General features: G+C 63.0%; 19 protein-coding genes. 12 read left to right on the forward strand and 7 right to left on the reverse strand.

Annotated elements, in window-relative coordinates; genetic code table 11:
- Nucleotides 1–413, forward strand: a 413-nt coding sequence (locus ACWEO2_RS43145; RefSeq protein WP_452410675.1) for a hypothetical protein, incomplete at its 5' end; no start/stop codon positions are given.
- Between the two features lie 332 nt (nucleotides 414–745).
- Here the strand turns inward: ACWEO2_RS43145 and ACWEO2_RS43150 are convergent.
- Nucleotides 746–1,960 (reverse strand): amidohydrolase family protein, encoded by a 1,215-nt coding sequence (locus ACWEO2_RS43150; protein ID WP_452410676.1) that lies wholly within the window; start codon nucleotides 1,958–1,960, stop codon nucleotides 746–748.
- Nucleotides 1,961–2,019: 59 nt separating this feature from the next.
- Between ACWEO2_RS43150 and ACWEO2_RS43155 the strand changes: the two genes are divergently transcribed.
- The 3 genes from ACWEO2_RS43155 to ACWEO2_RS43165 all read left to right on the forward strand — a co-directional run bounded on the left by ACWEO2_RS43155 (nucleotide 2,020) and on the right by ACWEO2_RS43165 (nucleotide 3,498).
- Nucleotides 2,020–2,523: a MarR family winged helix-turn-helix transcriptional regulator gene (locus tag ACWEO2_RS43155; protein ID WP_452410677.1), complete on the forward strand. Its 504-nt coding sequence runs from the start codon at nucleotides 2,020–2,022 to the stop codon at nucleotides 2,521–2,523.
- A 208-nt stretch (nucleotides 2,524–2,731) separates the two neighbouring features.
- The gene (locus ACWEO2_RS43160) at nucleotides 2,732–2,881 is read left to right on the forward strand and encodes a hypothetical protein (protein ID WP_452410678.1); all 150 of its coding nucleotides are present in this window, start codon (nucleotides 2,732–2,734) and stop codon (nucleotides 2,879–2,881) included.
- A 131-nt stretch (nucleotides 2,882–3,012) separates the two neighbouring features.
- Complete coding sequence (locus ACWEO2_RS43165) at nucleotides 3,013–3,498, forward strand: DinB family protein (RefSeq protein WP_452410679.1); 486 nt, start codon at nucleotides 3,013–3,015, stop codon at nucleotides 3,496–3,498.
- A 338-nt stretch (nucleotides 3,499–3,836) separates the two neighbouring features.
- Here the strand turns inward: ACWEO2_RS43165 and ACWEO2_RS43170 are convergent, their stop codons facing one another.
- Nucleotides 3,837–4,751 (reverse strand): SDR family NAD(P)-dependent oxidoreductase, encoded by a 915-nt coding sequence (locus ACWEO2_RS43170; RefSeq protein ID WP_452410680.1) that lies wholly within the window; start codon nucleotides 4,749–4,751, stop codon nucleotides 3,837–3,839.
- 289 nt (nucleotides 4,752–5,040) lie between these two features.
- On the opposite strand from ACWEO2_RS43170, the gene ACWEO2_RS43175 reads away from it, so the two are divergent.
- On the forward strand, nucleotides 5,041–5,970 hold the full coding sequence (locus tag ACWEO2_RS43175) for an NAD(P)H-binding protein (protein WP_452410681.1): 930 nt from the start codon (nucleotides 5,041–5,043) through the stop codon (nucleotides 5,968–5,970).
- A gap of 69 nt (nucleotides 5,971–6,039) precedes the next feature.
- Here ACWEO2_RS43175 and ACWEO2_RS43180 read toward each other — a convergent pair whose 3' ends face one another.
- The 4 genes from ACWEO2_RS43180 to ACWEO2_RS43195 all read right to left on the reverse strand — a co-directional run bounded on the left by ACWEO2_RS43180 (nucleotide 6,040) and on the right by ACWEO2_RS43195 (nucleotide 10,593).
- The gene (locus tag ACWEO2_RS43180) at nucleotides 6,040–8,496 is read right to left on the reverse strand and encodes a glycosyl hydrolase family 65 protein (RefSeq protein ID WP_452410682.1); all 2,457 of its coding nucleotides are present in this window, start codon (nucleotides 8,494–8,496) and stop codon (nucleotides 6,040–6,042) included.
- An 88-nt stretch (nucleotides 8,497–8,584) separates the two neighbouring features.
- The gene (locus tag ACWEO2_RS43185) at nucleotides 8,585–8,740 is read right to left on the reverse strand and encodes a hypothetical protein (RefSeq protein ID WP_452410683.1); all 156 of its coding nucleotides are present in this window, start codon (nucleotides 8,738–8,740) and stop codon (nucleotides 8,585–8,587) included.
- Nucleotides 8,737–9,995, reverse strand: a protein-coding gene (locus tag ACWEO2_RS43190) for an IS3 family transposase (protein ID WP_452410684.1) whose coding sequence is annotated in 2 segments (ribosomal slippage) — nucleotides 8,737–9,722 and nucleotides 9,722–9,995 — 1,260 coding nt in all. Because the reading frame shifts where the segments join, the coding sequence is not laid out codon by codon here. Before ACWEO2_RS43190 ends, ACWEO2_RS43185 begins: the two co-directional genes overlap by 4 nt.
- The gene (locus ACWEO2_RS43195) at nucleotides 9,964–10,593 is read right to left on the reverse strand and encodes an MmyB family transcriptional regulator (protein WP_452410685.1); all 630 of its coding nucleotides are present in this window, start codon (nucleotides 10,591–10,593) and stop codon (nucleotides 9,964–9,966) included. The genes ACWEO2_RS43190 and ACWEO2_RS43195 overlap by 32 nt, the downstream gene beginning before the upstream one ends.
- Before the next feature lie 1,070 nt (nucleotides 10,594–11,663).
- Here ACWEO2_RS43195 and ACWEO2_RS43200 point away from each other — a divergent pair.
- From ACWEO2_RS43200 to ACWEO2_RS43230, 7 genes are all read left to right on the forward strand, one after another.
- Entirely contained in the window at nucleotides 11,664–11,978 is a 315-nt protein-coding gene (locus ACWEO2_RS43200) for a WXG100 family type VII secretion target (protein ID WP_354961937.1), read from the forward strand.
- Between the two features lie 4 nt (nucleotides 11,979–11,982).
- On the forward strand, nucleotides 11,983–12,282 hold the full coding sequence (locus ACWEO2_RS43205) for a WXG100 family type VII secretion target (RefSeq protein WP_452410686.1): 300 nt from the start codon (nucleotides 11,983–11,985) through the stop codon (nucleotides 12,280–12,282).
- Nucleotide 12,283: 1 nt separating this feature from the next.
- On the forward strand, nucleotides 12,284–13,507 hold the full coding sequence (locus tag ACWEO2_RS43210; RefSeq protein WP_452410687.1) for a polymorphic toxin type 33 domain-containing protein: 1,224 nt from the start codon (nucleotides 12,284–12,286) through the stop codon (nucleotides 13,505–13,507).
- Nucleotides 13,504–13,902 carry a DUF4279 domain-containing protein gene (locus ACWEO2_RS43215; protein ID WP_327097735.1) on the forward strand — a complete coding sequence of 133 codons (399 nt, stop codon included), beginning with the start codon at nucleotides 13,504–13,506 and terminating at the stop codon, nucleotides 13,900–13,902. Before ACWEO2_RS43210 ends, ACWEO2_RS43215 begins: the two co-directional genes overlap by 4 nt.
- 9 nt (nucleotides 13,903–13,911) lie before the next feature.
- On the forward strand, nucleotides 13,912–14,235 hold the full coding sequence (locus tag ACWEO2_RS43220) for a hypothetical protein (protein ID WP_452410688.1): 324 nt from the start codon (nucleotides 13,912–13,914) through the stop codon (nucleotides 14,233–14,235).
- A gap of 231 nt (nucleotides 14,236–14,466) precedes the next feature.
- A complete protein-coding gene (locus tag ACWEO2_RS43225) occupies nucleotides 14,467–14,634 on the forward strand; it encodes a hypothetical protein (protein ID WP_452410689.1) in 168 nt (55 codons plus the stop codon).
- A 157-nt stretch (nucleotides 14,635–14,791) separates the two neighbouring features.
- Complete coding sequence (locus ACWEO2_RS43230; protein WP_452410690.1) at nucleotides 14,792–15,694, forward strand: tyrosine-type recombinase/integrase; 903 nt, start codon at nucleotides 14,792–14,794, stop codon at nucleotides 15,692–15,694.
- A gap of 123 nt (nucleotides 15,695–15,817) precedes the next feature.
- On the opposite strand, the gene ACWEO2_RS43235 is transcribed toward ACWEO2_RS43230, so the two are convergent.
- On the reverse strand, nucleotides 15,818–16,414 hold the full coding sequence (locus ACWEO2_RS43235) for a TetR/AcrR family transcriptional regulator (protein ID WP_452410691.1): 597 nt from the start codon (nucleotides 16,412–16,414) through the stop codon (nucleotides 15,818–15,820).
- Between the last annotated feature and the right edge of the window lie 198 nt (nucleotides 16,415–16,612).

Here is a 16,612-nt window from a genome sequence, read left to right on the forward strand (position 1 = left end):
TTGTTCTGTCGCAAGACAAATCATCACCCAAGGGCTTCGTTCAAGATCAACCGGGGCGCGGGACGCGACCCTCAGAGCTTAAAACTCAAGCTAGCAAAGACGGTCGCTTCTTTGTCATAACCGACTGCGTGCCACAGGTCCAGGCAGCCGCGATAGCCGCCGCCGGCGGCGGCACCCTGGCCGGCCTCACCTCCGCCAACCTCGCCGAGGTCACCTTCCCGGAACATGCGTTCACCGGCGTACAGGCTTGCGACACACCACAATCCGGGCCGACCGCATGGTTCGGCACCTTCAACGGCGGGGTCCCGGAGGGCAGCGTCTACGCCATCGACCTCACCACCGGGCAGGTTTTCAACCACAACTCCAACCGGGCCGCGGCATGGACCCGATTCGTCCTCGCTGAATCCAGATAGACCGAATCCGCAGCAACCGCAACCTGGCTGGCCCGCGCTCGATGCTGCGGCACCGGTCCCGTCCGTCAGGCTGCGAGCACCGTAGCCAGACCAACATCGGCTTGTTGCTGACCGCGTCGAGCGGCCCGAGACAGCGGGTTGTCGCCGCCTCGGATCCCGAGGTGCACGCGGGCTGAAAGCCCCTTGCAAAGACCTCGGACCGAGGCGACGACAGCCGGATCTGGTTGGCACGGTGTGTCTTCCGGGTGCAGCAATGGCCGCCCGTCGCTCCGCTGACCGCAGCGATGCGCAGACCGTGCGGACCTTTCGTCAACCGCCACTGACGGATCGGCTCAAAGCACTGTCCGTCTTGCTGATTCGCGGAGTCTCGCGCGCAGCGCCGTTGAATCGTGGTGGAGCAATCGGCCATTGCGCTTGAGGATGGCGCCGCCTACCAAGACCATCTCGACATCGGCCGGGCCCGCGGAAAGGACTACCGAGGCGATGGGGTCGGGGTGGGCGGCCAGGCCGAGGCGGTCGGTCGACAGGACCAGGAGATCGGCTTGTTTGCCGGGGCGCAGGGAACCGGTCACCTCGGCAAGCCCGAGGACGCGAGCGCCGTCGACGGTGGCCAGGCGAAGGACGTCTCGTGTTGTGAAATCCATCCCACCGCTTGCCCTTTCGAATAGGTAGGCGGATCGCATGACGCTGAACATATCGCCGGGACCACTGGTCACGGTGTCGGTACTGAGGGAGGTCGGGATGCCCGCGCGCAGCAGGCGACCGGTGGCGGGGTAACCGATGCTCAGACCCGTCTCACTGATCGGGGCGATCGACGCGGTGCCGCCGGTCGCGGCAATTCGGCGCAATGCGTCGTCGGTGAAGTAGTTGGGGTGGATATAGGTGGTTTCGGGGCCGAGTAGGCCGTGTTGCTCCAGCACCGCCAGGCCCCGGGCCGCACTGTCCTGACCGTTGCCGCCCATATGTACGGTGATCGGTAGGCCGAGTTCGCGCGCCTCCTGCCATTCGCGGACCGCTTCGTCGGTTCCGACGATCTCCGGCCCCAGTGCGGCATAGGCGAAAGACAATCGGGAGTTCTCGGTCGCGGAAACCCTACCGGGATAGCCGAATACCGCGCGGATCCCGGATTCGTGCAGACCTTGGATCGCGGCCTCGGTGTGCTCGGCGGTCGCATTGAGTTGCGACCAGTCGAGCAGCGTCGTCGTCCCGGAGCCGAGGGCGTCCAAGGCTCCGGTGAGATTGCCGATGAACACGTCGGACGGGTCGTAGCGAGGGGCATAACCCCCGAGTACTCGGTTCAGATATTCGGGGAGATCGACGTCGGCGGTCGTGCCGCCGAGTGCGGCCTGCCAGGTGTGGCGATGCGTATCAACGAAGCCGGGCAACACAATTCGGCCGGTTACATCCACCACTTCGGCAGCTTCGAGGCCGGTTCCCACGGCAGCGATGCGGCCGTCGGCGATCAGAACGTCGGTGTGTTCGGTAACCCGCGGCTCGGGCTCGGTGTCCAGCACGATGCCACCGCGGAGCAGGAGGGTCGAGACCATGAATTTAGCTTAAAAGGAAGCTTTCTTAAAAGCAATATCTCAAGGGATAAACTGGCCGCGTGCATGATGACGTCGACGAACTGGTGCCGGGCTGGGTGGCCGGTGGCATGTCCGACTCATTGATCGCCACCCTGGAGCTCAGCAAGCGCATCGCCCGGCTCAACGGCCGGATCGAGCAGGCGCTGCGATCGGAGATGGCCGAATTCGGCCTCACCTACGCCGAATTCGATGTGCTCGCAGCACTTTTCCGTGCGGGACCGCCGCACCGGCTGAAGCCGAGCGAGTTGAGCCGGGCGCTGTTTCTCACCACCGGCGGTATCAGCAATGTGCTGCAACGACTCAGCGCCGCCGGGCATATCGAGCGCGTGGAGAATCCGGGAGACGGTCGCAGCCGCTGGGTCCAGTTGACGCCAGACGGTCGGCAACTCGCCGAGACGACGGTGCATGCCGCCGGTCGCGTACATGCCCGCGTCATGGCAGGCGTGCCGGAAAACGCCATCCGGCAGGCTGCCGACGCTCTCCGCGAGATCAATGCCTTGGTAGGCCGAGCACCGCTGCCCTGATCAGCCGGACACTTCTGCACGAAGACCTGAGCCATGCTCCGTTCCCGGTCGGCCAAAGTTGCCGTACATACCGAACAGTGGTTAGTGGGAAGAGGACAATGACGCACCGCCTTCTATGGCGACCGGCTCACCTCAGGCTAGAATTCGAACAACGCCTGCGCGCAATGCAACAGGCCGGCGACATCCCGGACCCTGCGCCGCGCAGATCTTGCGACTCGAGGTCGACAACCGCGCACTCAGCGAGCGACTGGCCAAGGCCAGCGGCACGATCGACGAATTCACCGACTTTCGCGCGCAAGCCGTCGCGCGCCTGGCCGCCCAGCACGAGGAGATCACCCGCCCTACGTCAGGCGGCTGACGATACCGGAACGTCGATCACACCTGCCGCACCGCAACGCGGTCATCGGCCCTGCCGAAGGAGACACCGAGACGCCGAAACCACAAGTACGACAGCCGGATCCAACCCGAACCAACAGAATCGAGCCGACAATGACATGGTCGATACCCCCGATCACCACCGGCACAGAGCGCCGTTTGCTCGAGAGCATGCTCGACCGCAACCGGACCGAATTGATCAACACGGTGCGCGGTCTGTCCGAAGCCGACGCCCGCCGCCGTCTTGTTGCGTCGCTGACCACCCCGATCGGATTGCTCAAGCACGCCGCGGTCGCCGAACGGATCTGGTTCCAGCACGTATTAGCGGGTCTACCCGAAAACGAATGCGATGGGGGCACCACGCCGGGCGACGCCAGTTTCATCGTCGATGACAACGAGACCCTGGCCGACGTGATCGCCGAATTCGAGCGCGCCAGCGAGCGTTCCCGCGTCATCGCCGCCGACTTCGACCTCGACGAAACCAGGACACACCCCCGCGTCGGCGACGTCAGCCTGCGGTTTATCTACCTGCTCACGATCGAGGACTTCGCGCGTCACTGCGGCCACGGCGACATCCTCCGCGAACAGATCAAGCATTGAGGCAGCTCGATCACCACACGCACAGATCTGGACACGCCAACTGCCGAAGGGTGTTCGCCACCGACCTGGTCAACAACGGCCTATCCATCCACATCGGCACCGCCCTGCTCGGCCACCTCAACCTCATTCGAGCACCACAGTCGCGATGCAGGGCATCATCACAGCGACCCTGCCGACGTTCGGATCTTGTACGGAGCAAAGGGAATTGGCCGCCACCCCGAGTACCGACGCGATTATCATGAGCACCCGGACAGCAGCCTTGCGTGCGAAAGCAATATCGCGCCGAGGAAATACAGCAGCCTCACTGCTCCGGCCCGGGCAGCGGCCGACCGCTCCGGTCAGATAGGGAATGTGACTCCGGTCAATTCCTCCGAGACCGTCCACAAGCGTTGCTGAATCGCCCTGTCATGCGATTGTCGACTCGATTCGACGATTTTCGGGTAGCCGCGGGTCTCCATGAATCCACCCGGTCCGTAGTACTGGCCGCCGAGCACGTCGGGGTCGGTGGCCGCGCGGAGTATCGGCAAGGCACCCTGTGCTGGGCTCTGCGCGATGATGGGTGCAATAACAGGCACGAGCGGACGCAGCGCAGTCGGCAGGTTGCGCATCAAATCGGTGTTGGCGGCACCGGGGTGAGCCGCGACCGCGATCGTATTGCCGGTGCTGGACAGGCGACGTTGCAGTTCGTAGGTGAACATCAGATTCGCCAGCTTGGACTGGCCGTACGCCGCCACCCGGTTGTACGACCGTTCCCCCTGGAGATCGTCGAAGTTGATTCGCGCCCGGATACGATGGCCGATGCTGCTGACCGTGACCACCCGCGAGCCCGGTACCGGCAGCATTCGGTCGAGCAACAACCCGGTGAGCGCGAAATGTCCCAAATGATTCGTGCCGAATTGCAACTCGAATCCGTCGCTGGTGATTTGCCTCGGCGGGTACATCACCCCAGCATTGTTGACCAACAGGTCGATCGCGGAATAGGCGGACCTGAGCTGTTCCGCGGCATTACGCACGGATTCCAGCGAGGTGAGATCGAGCTGTTGGACGGTAGTGTCGGCACCCGGGACGGCACCTGCAATACGGTCCGCCGCATGTTTACCCTTGTCTACATCCCGCACCGCCAACACCACCGACGCGCCATGCGCCGCTAATGCCCGAGCGACTTCGAACCCGAGTCCGCTGTTGGCGCCGGTGACGACCGCAACTCGGCCCGTCTGAGCTGGTATGTCTTGCTCCGTCCACATGTTCGCCATATTTCCTCCCAAGAATTTGGTCGGTCTGTCCGTTCATCCGACGAGTGCGGGGGTGAGACTCATATTCACACCGTTGCGCTCCCGGGGCAGTTGCGCAAGGCACGGCAACCGCTACGCACGCGTGCACGACATAACGCCATGGTCATCGCTGTTCTGGCCTAGTTCGGAGCGGGGTCCCTAATGCCGCCTGCGTGTATGCTCAAAATTTGCGGACTCGACCTTTCTGCGATGTGCGGGCACCGCCTGAGGCGCCCTACCGGAAACCACCGCGCGGCAGGAGAATCACGTCTTGAGTGACCCAGCACCATATTTGGTTACGGGTGTGGGCGGCGGCTACAGCAGTGTCAGCCGGTTGGTGGCCGAACTGCTGCTGGACAACGGCGAACCCGTGCGGGCAATGGTGCATCATGACGACGGCCGCGCCGACGCGCTACGGGCGCTCGGCGCCGAGATCATCGTCGGCGACCTCACCGATCCGGCCGATGTCGCCGAGGCTCTGCACGGTGTGAGCCGAGTGTTCTTCAACATGGCCGTATCGGCGGACTACCTGGAGGCCGCGGCGGTGGTGTGCGCTATCGCCGATGAGCGCGGTGATCTCGAAGCGCTGGTAAATATGTCGCAGATGACGGTCTCGCAGATGACGTCGACGAGCACCGAAGAATCGCGGCAGCAACGGCTGCATTGGCTGGCCGAGCACATCATGAACTGGTCGGGCGTGCCGGTCGTTCACATCAGACCTACAGTCTTCCTGGACAATCCGCTGTTCACCGCCCTTGCCAGCCGATCGGTTGCCGAACGCCGCGTTCTGGCGTTGCCGTTCGGCTCCGGCCGGACCTCACCGATCGCCGCCACCGATGTAGCCCGCGTGGTCGCCACTATTCTCCGCAACCCGACAGAGCATGTTGGTCACGTCTACGAGCTGACAGGGCCCGCGGTCCTGGACATCCAAGGCCTGGCCGAGCACTACACCCGCGCGCTGGGACACCCCGTGTCGGGGACGGATCTGGGCGACGACGACTTCGCCGAGCAGATCGGCGCCGTGCCAGGTATCAGCCCACACACCGTGCGACATCTGCTGACGGTGGCAAAGCTGCACCGCAACGACCGTTACAACCGACTCACCAATGACGTCGAGAAGCTGACCGGCCAGCCTCCCCAATCGGTCGAGCAGTACGTCGCCGGTCACCGCGACCTGTTCAGCCGCACGTCGTCCGGATAGCCGTTATGGACGATGCTGCGGCCCGCACAGAACACGACGAGACCGGTTCGTCGTGCGATGTCCACCGGGTCAGGGACAGGCGCTCCTGGTCGGCAGCGTCAGCGGTGTTTCCGGACGGATGGTCGCCGGGCCGCCGGGCGTCTCGACGGTGACCGGACCACCCGAAGTGATGTCGACTGTCGTACCTTCCGGTCGGATGCGCACAGTCAACCTGCTATCGCGCACCGCGAGGCCGCGCACCGTCATCCCCTCGGGAAACCCGCTGGGCAGCATCGGGTCCAGCCAGGGACCCGTCTCGGCCCACCGCAGCCCGCTCGGCCCGTACAGCAAACCTTGCAGGAATCCGCCCGCGCCCGTGACGAAGATCCACGCCGGTTGACCGACCGTGTTCGCACCCGAGCGTTCGCCACGCGCCTCGGACTGGAACCCAAATGGCGGTCGGACATACGGCTGCACCGATTGATCGAGGAACTGCTGAGTGCGGCAGGGATCATACTGCGCGCTGAGGATCGCGCCGGCGCTGTTGCTCATATTGGGGCCGTCGGGATCGGTGCGGTCGAAGTAGTACGCCAGCGTCGCCTCGGGCGAATAGCCCGGTGCCGCATAGGAGTACGGGTAGCTGATCAGCACCGTGTCGGCCTGCTTGATCTTGGCCCCCTGGTACCCGAGATACTCGGCGGGCACCCCGGGCACGATGTCCGGCGGCATCGCCATATGGGCGGCGATATCGGCCCACCGTGGGTTCAGCGGCAGTCCGGCCAGCCGGGCGGCCGACATCGCGGCGCGCATCGTCGCCATCACTCCGGCGTTGGTGAGTGCGTTGTCCACGGAAGCCGAGACGTATTCGTCGGCGCCCGCCGCGGGCGCGTAGTGGTAGCGACCGTCGGGCAGCTTCGGGCCGATGCGAGCAGCCTGGTAGTTCGCGATCGCCGTGATCACCGGCGCGCCGCTGTCATGCAGCCATTGCTCGTCGCCGGTGGCCGAATAGTACTGCCATTGCGCGAGCGCGATCTCGTTCCCCAAATGTTCCTGGACCAGTCCGCACACCCACGGCGACGCGCACCGCTGTGTCGGTCCATCGTTCCAGGGGAATAATGCGCCGGTCAGCCCGAAGGCGCGCGCGTTCGCCTCGGCTTGCGGTAGCGCCGCGACGCGGAAATCCACCACGGTGCGGGCCAATTCGGGATAGAGCGCGAGCAGGGTTGGGAAGATCCAGGTCTCGGCGTCCCAGTAGGTCAGGCCGCCATAGTCGTCGGAGGACAACCCCGCGGGTTGCACGGACCATCGCTGTCCGGCCCGGACGCTGGACAGCACCGAATACAGTGCGGGCCGGATCCAGTCCCGATAGTCGTCGCGGCCGGGGATCTCGATGGCGGGCTGCCACAAGCGATCCCACTCTGCTGCGTGTTCGGCGTGGGCGGCGGCGAAACCACGCGCCGCGCTGGATTCGGAGACGTCGGTGGCAATCGCGCGCGGGTCCGCGCCGTCCGCGCCGGAGGCGATTCCGACGTACTTGGTGACCGTGTAACTGCGGCCCGCCACAACGGTGCCGTCGAATCGTGTGCCAGCCGTCGACCCGTTCGCAGGTAGCGCGGCAGCACCCAGTTCATCTGGCGTGGTGACCGTAGATACCAGGAAGGCGGTGCGGTCGGTACCGTCGGCGCGCACGCCGACCGTGGTCTGCCCCCGGTTCGGATCGGAGGCCGCCGTCACCGGGGTGACCCGACGCGCGGCGGCCCCGTCGATCAGGTCGGTGACCGTGAGCGGCCCCGAGAAGTGCGGAATGACAGTGAGCTGCTGGACCGCGAGGTTCTGCTGCGCCCGTGACACGAAGGTCCGGTAGGTCAGATCCAGCCGGTGTTCCGCATCGGGTGTCCAAGTGGCTTCGGTGGTAACGGTGGCATCGCGAAAGTTCAGGCGCTGCCGGTAGTGCGTGAGCGTGTCCGGGTCGACGTCGGCCCGGTAGGTTCGGCCCGCGACGTCGACGCTCAGGCCCGACCATGCGGGGAGCGCAGCGATCGCCTCTGTGTTGTTCCACGACATGGACTTCATGGCATAGAAGCCCGCGAGATACGTTCCGGTGTAGCGCGGTTCCACTAAGGGGAACGAGGTGCGCACCGAGGCGCCGTAGTCCTGATATCCGCCGCCGCTGGGCGGGATCATCGCGCCGATGCGCCCGTTGCCCAGGTACGGTGCGGCGCGGAAGTTCTCGGGTTCGAAAGTCTCGGAGACCGCCGACCAGTCGTCCCCGACCGCCTGCCCGCCCTGCGCGGTCGCTACCCCGGACAGTCCCGGCAGCGGCACAAACGCACAGGTCAATAGCACCGCACCGATACTCGACACGAGTCGCACCGGGCCGACAGTAGCAGCGGTCGCGCTGAGCCGATCGGAACGACACGGCAGCCGCGCCACGCCCCGCCGCTCGGGTACGGCGCGGTGCAGCAGTTGTCCGATGAGCTCGTGAATCGCCGCGGCATCGTCGCGGTCAGCGGCGAAATTGCGGGCGCTGACGCGTTCGCGCGCCACTCCGTGGTCGCGGATCTGCTATCCGCATCGACGGCGGCCGCCGACGCAGCAGATCCGCGGCCTACCTGTGCTCGCACAGCTCTACAGCTCACTCCGCAGCAGCGTGATACATCTCGCGGTGCTCGATCCACAGACGCTGACGCTGCTCCTCGGTCATCGCCAACAACTCCCGCAACTTCCCCCACGCCACCTCATCAGTCGGGGTATACACCTTGAACCGCCCCGACTTTTCGGCCGGCTTCATGGTTGAGTCATCACCGGCTGGGATGGCTGTTGTCGAGCGTAATAGACGGTCTCGTACTCGACGGGTGGGATGTGCCCGAGCAGGCTGTGCAACCGCCGATTGTTGTACCAGTCGACCCATTCGATCGTCGTGTACTCGACGTCGTCGAGTGACCGCAATGGCCCGGTGAGAAACGGGCTGTCACGGGCGATGGCTTCGGTCTTGAACAGTCCGATCGTGGACTCGGCCAGGGCGTTGTCATAGGCATCGCCGATACTGCCGATCGAAGCCGAGATACCTTCGGTAACAAGTGTTTCCGCGAATGCTATCGCAGTATATTGCGACCCGGCATCGCTGTGATGTATCAATCCTTCGTCGATGGCGTGACCGTCGTGGTCGCGCCGCCACAACGCCATCTTCAGCGCCGAGGTGACCATCGCGGTGTCCTTGACCGTGGCCGCCTGCCAGCCCACGATCGCCCGGGAGAAACAGTCGATCACGAACGCCACGTACACGAATCCTGTCCAGGTGGGCACATAAGTAAAGTCGGTGACCCACTTGCGATTCGGCTCAAAAGCGGTGAAGTCGCGGTCGAGAAGGTCCGGAGCGCGGCGATGACCAGACCCTTTCCCAAGGATGGTGGTGCGATGTTTGCCGCCGCGGACTACGCCGGACAGGCCCTCGTCGCGCATCAGCCGGTCGACGGTGCCGATCCCCACCTGGTGGCCTTGGCGGCGCAGATACGGGGTCATCTTGCGGCGCCCATATAAGCCCTCAGGAGTGCCGATGGTGGCGTGCAGCGCATCGGTCAGATACGCATCGGTCACCATCCGCGCTGACGGCGTGGCAGTTTTCCAGTTCCGATAAGTGCGTCCGGCGACCTGCACGCCCTGCTCGGTGAGCACGCGGCAAATCGGATCGACCCGGTAACCCTGTGCACGCATTCGGTCGATGAACTGGCAGATCAACGGCGGCGCGGGTCGATCTCCCGCGCAAAGAAAATCGAGGCCGCTTTCAGAATCTCGTTGGCCTCCTTCAGATCTCGCACTTCGCGTTCGAGTTCCTTGATCCGCGCCTGCTCCGCGCTCGTCACCCCGGGAGCCTCACCGGTGTCGATCTGGGCCTGCTTCACCCAGACACGCAACGTCTCGGCATGGACGCCGAGCTTCGGAGCGAGCGCCTGACAGGCGGCATACGCCGACCGATACCCGTCAATTCGGTCCAGCACCATCTTCACCGCACGCTCACGCTGCTCGATCGGATAACGCTTGGGCATGGCCCACATCCTCCACAGAGAAGGAAGCGGCCGGAAAGTCGGGGCGGTTCACCTGAATCCACGCATACGGAACCGACGGCAAACTCATACTCGTCAAAAACATCTCCAACTCCCCCACCGCCAAATTACGGATCTGCTTCGTCCGGCTCGCCGGAACCGCCACATCATTACGAGCCCACAAAGACGCGAAACTCTCACTCTCCGAACACAAATCAGAGATGAAATCCTCCCAACCCGGATCACCCAGATTCTTCGCATACGAACGAAGCAGATATCCGGACATGCGCCGCAAGTCATCCCAATAATGGCGATAGGTATTGCAGCACTCCGGAGTCAGAAACACCCGATGCGCCATATTACGTTCACCCAGCAGGAAACCCGGACACAGTGCCTCATAGGACTCATTGTGAGCCAGCACGTCATAACGCGGACTGAGCACCACACCCGGAAGCGGTTCCAGGTGATCCAGAATCACCTGAAGCTCTTCCGGCAGAGCGGTTCCCGCGTGCGCCGTAGGCACATCCGCAAGCCGGTACAGATGCGCCTTCTCCGCCGCATCCAACGACAAAGTCCGCGCCACCGCATTCAACACCTGCACACTGACATTGATCTGGCGCCCCTGTTCCAGCCAGGAGAACTTCGGAAAGGGCTGTCGATGAGCAACGTTGCCGCAGAAGCACAGAGACGCAGCTCAGACGTATCTTCCGCGCGGATACACTTCTGAGACCGCCGCATAGCGGGCTTAGCCCGTGTCTCACGTCGCAGAGTCAGGAAGCACGCAAGACAGCAGCCAGTTGTGCTCACCACTCTCGGGGGTACGCAGTTCGAGCCAGTTGATAGCATGAGTGCCGGTCGGACAGACTGCTTCGGCGTACGCGACTAGGAGGTGGTCACTCACGATACCGCCATTAATAATGGGTCAGGCCCGAATATTTCGGGGGCATGCGTTTAGAGGTACGTTTGCCAAAACCACCTCCTTCGCGCGAAGGAACGGCGTCCGACATTGATGTGATGCAAGCAGAGTGCGTCGGAAACCGTTGCGCTGCATGATGCCTCGTGAGTTGACCCGCGAGGATGGAAACAGTCCTACTTCCTGGATCGAGGAATCGAGATCGGCGGTGTCGCTTTCGATCTCATCCACGAAACAAGACCCGAGGGCCTGAGCCTATTGTCCGCGCTGGACCGACACGACGAATGCCCCGGATCGGTTCGGCCGCGCCGGTGGATGCTGACCCCCAAACCGACACCATGCACATGTGACCGCGGACACCAGCGGTGCCGGTCGCGCGGCACGCGTGCTCCTGATCGCTCGCCGGGCAAGGCTTCTTGCGTCTTGGCAATGCGCGGTATTGCCGATTTGCGTGTGGTGCCGGAGTCTCCGAGCCGGCGGTGACCGGCTCGGATCGCCGGATCAGACGCGGATCCGAGTTCACTGCTGGCCTGCCGAACACAGCAACCCGGTCTTACTCGAGGATGGGACACCAACGCTTCTCGGCGCGATTGCGTTATTTGTGGCGCCGCTTCCCTACCTGGATAGATCATTTCGCTGAAGGTATCGAACCAGGCGATCCTTGCAACCTCGATCGCGACGCCCGGTGATGAAATTGTCGACCTTCGAGGTTGTCAGTATGCTCGCAGGTGCTGGCCATCGAGTGGGGAGGAGGGGGCATGACCACAGGTGATCCGTCGCTGAACGTGGTGCCGGACGAAGTCAAGGCCATCGGCAAGTTCGCGTATAACATTGCAGAGCAACTGAAGTCGGGCTCCACGTCGTTGGACCGGGAGGTTCAGGCGCTATTCGGTACTTGGAGGGGCAGTGCGGCCGATGCCTATCGCACCGGCTGGGACGAGATGCAGGACGGCGCGCTGAAGGTGTGGGACTCGCTCACCGACCTGGCGGAGAAGCTCGGCGTCACCGCGGCGACGTACCAGGACCGGGACAGCACGAACGCATCGTCGTACAACTCGCTGCAGTTGGACTGACGTCATGTCCTCGGAATTCGAGTTCAACCTCGACCACATCGAGAATGTGACGGCGCGTGCCCGTGGCTTCAAGGAGTTCGTTTCCGACAATCTGGATCAACTCGAAAGAAAAGTGCAGGGCCTAATACAGAGCGGGCAGTGGACAGGTACAGCTGCGACAGCCTACGCCGAGGAACACCAGGAATGGATGACGGCAGCACGCGAACTGGTCGAAGGGCTGGAGCAGATGCAGCGGGCGGCGCAGACGGCCCATTCTTCGTATTCCGAAGCGTCAGAACTGAATCTGCGAATGGCAAGGGGATGACGTGGTAGGCGTCGCGCCGCAAACCTACTACAGTGCCGCCGACGAATGTTATGCCATATCCAAGGCATTCCAGGATGTGTACAATCCCCTGCAAAAGGTCCTGCTTACCACGGGCGGGATGGCGGGTGGTTATCAAGCGATCAAGGCCTGGGCGTCAGGATACGATGAGCGGGTCGGTGCGTTCACCCTGTTTGCAACGAATTTTGCCCGCGCTTTGCAGCGACTCGGGGACGTGCTGACGGCCGCTGGTTACAATTGGGCCTGCGGCGAGTATAAGGCAAATCGGAGCCCAAACAAGGATGACAGGCCGACGCTTCCGAGGGCGCTTCCCACGGAGTTGCCATACGGCGCTGGCTCGGTGATCGGCGTCGCCTCGGCACACGCGAATAGTCGCGGGCTCGAATCAGAGTTTCCCGGCTTGTACGAAAAAGTGGTTGCTCAGGTCGCAAGTGGCGAGATCCCCGACAGCGACACTGACAAGTTCGACAGGGTAGCGAAGGCGTGGAAAACCTTTGCCTCTCACACCAGCGTATTCGGCGCGCAGACCCGCTTGCGATTGGTAGCCGAAGGCCTGGAACAAACATATTCTTCCGACGCTCCGGAAGATATCCCATATCTGGTAGACCACCTGCGCACTCTCGCGACCAGTGCAGGCGATATCGAGTTGGCCTCCTCTGATTTCGCCGCATCGACCGAGAAACTATCTGCTGCATTATCGACGATGCGGACGGATATCAATACCCAGTTTACGGCTGTCGTTGTAAGTGCATCTGTAGTCATCGCGGTCTCAGCAGTGGTAATCCGCAATCCCCAGTCGGTGACGTTGGAAGGAGTGTCTCTCGAAACGGCCGCCGCCGCGATCGCCAGGGCAGTCGGAACTTTTTTGGGAGGGTTGTCAGGAATCGGTTTTTCGACTGGGGCGCTCGCGGCCGGTGGATTGCTTACCATCGCAGGTCTTGGAGTCCTGATAACATCGATCGATGACTCCGCCGAAGGCGAGCCGGAATGGGATCAAACCGAGGAACGGACGCGAAACCCTGCGCAGGACAAACCCCTGACAAATAGGGACATAAGGGAACTCAAGGCTCGCGGTCATGACCCACACGATATAAAGCCAGACCCTCCGTCCCGATACGATCTATACAAAGATGGAAAGGGAAATGTGTATTATAAGCCAAAAGGAGGGGCGGGTGCAGGAGAATCGACGGGGATCAGATTGCGATGACTGCTGAGGAGCTTTCCGAAGTGACCGTGTCGCTGAAATTGACCGGCACATTCGATCCAGACGAGGTGACCGCGGCGCTAGGACTGGCACCGTTCAATTACTGGCGGGCGGGGCAACAAGGGGCGGCTCCCAAACTGCGTAGGAGTTCCGATGGCTGGGTTGTCCGACTGGAGGTGTCCTTCGGAGAGGTCGGCGAGCAGGTAGACCGTGCCGTTGAGAAACTTGCGCAAGTTTCCACGCGGTTGGGTCACGTTCTCTCGAATCAGGGAGTAACCGGGTGCCTGACCGTTGCTGTGGATGCCGGCGAGGAGATTTGGCCAACCATCACGTTATCGGCAGCGACGCTGGCATTTCTGGCGTCATTAGGGCTGTCACTCGATATCGATGTCATCTAGGAGTCGACCGTGATCGATGATTCAGACCGCGAAATTCCGGTAATTCGTACCGAGGTGGCCAGGCATCCCGAAAATGGGCTGAGAGAAAATCGTTTCCACCGGGTCGGCGCGAGTTGGAGCCTGGAAGACGAGGTCAATGCGTTCCTGGATGAAATGAGTGCTGGCGGTAGGTCGGCGGCGATGCACAGCGAGCCCGGCGGCGAGCTTCGGGTGGAGACCGCGATGGCTGGCAGAAGTTTTCCGTCTATGTATTTCGATCCTCGGCTTCTGAGGCGCCTTGCCTCAGCAGGCATGTCACTGAGGATCACGACTGGGCCGCGCACAGAAACGTAGGTCCGGTTCTGTCGGTCATCTGGAGTGTGGAGGCCGCATTATGCGGCCTCGTAGACCAACCCCGGCCCATCCGCCACTCAAGCTGCCGGATCTGGCGAACTGAGCGACTTTGCAGCGCCTGAGCCGTCCGCTCGATTTCAGTGCATTCGTCCAGTACATCCTGTTGCCGCACATGGGCATTTGCCGATCGCTACGCTTGCTTCGTTGGTAATTGCGGATGAAGGAGCAGTAATGGCGGAAGAATCGGTGCAGGACAGCGAGCTTGCCGAGGTGCCCAGGCTGACAGAGGTCCAGTCCGACGAAACATCTAACGAACAACCTGAGGTGGAGCCTGAAAGCGCACTCCAGCCTATCGTTGTCGACGACGTCTCCGAGATCAACGTCGAGGTCGACAAATAATCGACAACCCGGACGAGGGGCATTCTTGCCATGCCTCTCGGTCGCCATCTTGCTGGCTCGGCCCCGCCATTTCGACGAGGCGTGGCCGGTTGTCGCGCAACGCACGCACATGCCGCGACCCGAGCGAATTCGGGTGGTGTTCTGGGCATCGTGGAGCATGAGTACTTCATCGGATATCGACGTCACCTTCGCCGGTGACGATCTCGTACTGCGGCTGGCCAGTGCGGCATACCTGGCCCGGTTTACCGGCAGCTCCCGTACCCACTGCGGATCTGATCTGCGCCTGTACTTCACCTGGTGCACCGAACGTCATCTCCTACCGCTGTTAGCGGTGCGCGCCGAGATCGAACGGTACGTACGGTGGATGCAGGAGACCCGCCGATTCAAACCCTCCACCGTTGCCCGCCGTACCGCGGTAGTGACCGGGTTCTACCGCACCTGTGTCATGGACCACTCACCGGCCGAGTACGTCCGCCGACCCCGAGTACCGAATGAATCACCGACACTGGGACTTTCGCACCTACAGTTCGAAGCACTGCTCACCGCGGCGCGCGATTCCGCCAACCAATTCGACTTCGCACTCGTCGCGATGCTCGGACTGCTCGGGTTGCGGATCTTCGAGACCTGCAAGTCCGACGCCGAGGACATCGGCGAGGAACACGGCCACCGCGTACTGCGCGTAGTTGGCAAGGGCTCGAAGCTCGCTCTGATCCCGTTGCCGCCAGCGGTCGGACGAGCGATCGCCCGCGCCACCGGTGACCGCGACCACGGACCGATCCTGCTCAACACTCGAGGACGGCGCATGGATCGGCATTGCGCCACACGACGACTGCGCCGCATGGCCCAGGATTCGGCGATGCGGCTACCCCGGATGCACCCGCACATGCTGCGCCACACCTTCGTCACCACCATGCTCGATGCCGGAGTCGACCTACGAGACGTCCAGATCGCTGCCCGCCACGCTGACCCTCGCACCACCATGCGCTATGACCGTGCTCGGACCAATCTCGACCGCCACCCGAATTACATCCTCGCCGCCTACATGGCCTCGGGCACATAACAACTCAACACGCGCACATGCCGAGCTCCCGGTCGTTCGCGGGTCACGGAGAACGCCTGAATCAGGCTGTACACGATCCTGATCGAGCGCGAGCGCAGCAGCTGTTCGGTCGCGAGCCACGGATCAACTGTGGCGACCCGCCCTGTTCGTCGAGTCGTTCGGCGTGTTTGCGGTGAGAACGGCGAGTAAATCCGCGGCGCTGTCGGCCAGAAGTTGGGTGTGATCGGCATTTTCGTCGGACATCCACCGCCGGCCGGTCTGGCGGAGGATGGCCATGCCCGCGTCGGTGGCCAGCCGTGCGGTCTGGGGCTCGACACCGCGGCGCTCCAGGGCGGAGATCAGGGCTTGTGAGAGGGCGGCGAGTTTGATCAGTTCGCGTTCCAGCAGAGGCGGATTGGCGGCGATGACCGCGGATCGCTCCCGCAGGAACTCGCGGGGGCGGATCACTTCGGGCGCCTTGCCGAATGCGGCCATCAGCATGGTCAGTGGGTCCGCGCCTTCGGGAGCCGCCTCGATGGCGGCGACGAAGCACTTCTCGAGGTCCTCGCCACCGAACAGCACCTCGCGCTTGTCGGGGAACCAGCGGTAGAAGGAACGTTCGGTGAGGCCCGCGCGCTTGGCAATCTGCGCGACCGTCGTACGGTCGTAACCCTGTTCGGTGAACAGGTCTAGTGCCGCTCGCTCCAGGCGACCGCGCGTATTGCCTTCCCATCGTGCCATGTCCTCAGCATAGTGACAGCAGATGCTGTCGTCAGCTACGGTCAGTGATGACAGCATCTGCTGTCACTAATCAGGAGACTTCATGCGCACCCTTCGCTTCCACGAATACGGCTCCCCACTCGACGTCGTGCGGCTCGACGAGACCGAGACTCCCGCCCCAGGCCCAGGGCAGATCCGAATCGCCGTCCAGGCCTGCGG

The sequence above is a fragment of the Nocardia sp. NPDC004278 genome (assembly GCF_053602975.1).

Coding starts and splice junctions, on each gene's coding strand:
- ACWEO2_RS43215 (WP_327097735.1), top strand. CDS start 13,504: ATGACTGCTGAGGAGCTTTCCGAAGTGACCGTGTCGCTGAAATTGACC.
- ACWEO2_RS43170 (WP_452410680.1), bottom strand. CDS start 4,751: ATGGCGAACATGTGGACGGAGCAAGACATACCAGCTCAGACGGGCCGA.
- ACWEO2_RS43235 (WP_452410691.1), bottom strand. CDS start 16,414: ATGGCACGATGGGAAGGCAATACGCGCGGTCGCCTGGAGCGAGCGGCA.
- ACWEO2_RS43185 (WP_452410683.1), bottom strand. CDS start 8,740: ATGAAGCCGGCCGAAAAGTCGGGGCGGTTCAAGGTGTATACCCCGACT.
- ACWEO2_RS43225 (WP_452410689.1), top strand. CDS start 14,467: ATGGCGGAAGAATCGGTGCAGGACAGCGAGCTTGCCGAGGTGCCCAGG.
- ACWEO2_RS43205 (WP_452410686.1), top strand. CDS start 11,983: ATGTCCTCGGAATTCGAGTTCAACCTCGACCACATCGAGAATGTGACG.
- ACWEO2_RS43150 (WP_452410676.1), bottom strand. CDS start 1,960: ATGGTCTCGACCCTCCTGCTCCGCGGTGGCATCGTGCTGGACACCGAG.
- ACWEO2_RS43200 (WP_354961937.1), top strand. CDS start 11,664: ATGACCACAGGTGATCCGTCGCTGAACGTGGTGCCGGACGAAGTCAAG.
- ACWEO2_RS43230 (WP_452410690.1), top strand. CDS start 14,792: ATGAGTACTTCATCGGATATCGACGTCACCTTCGCCGGTGACGATCTC.
- ACWEO2_RS43165 (WP_452410679.1), top strand. CDS start 3,013: ATGACATGGTCGATACCCCCGATCACCACCGGCACAGAGCGCCGTTTG.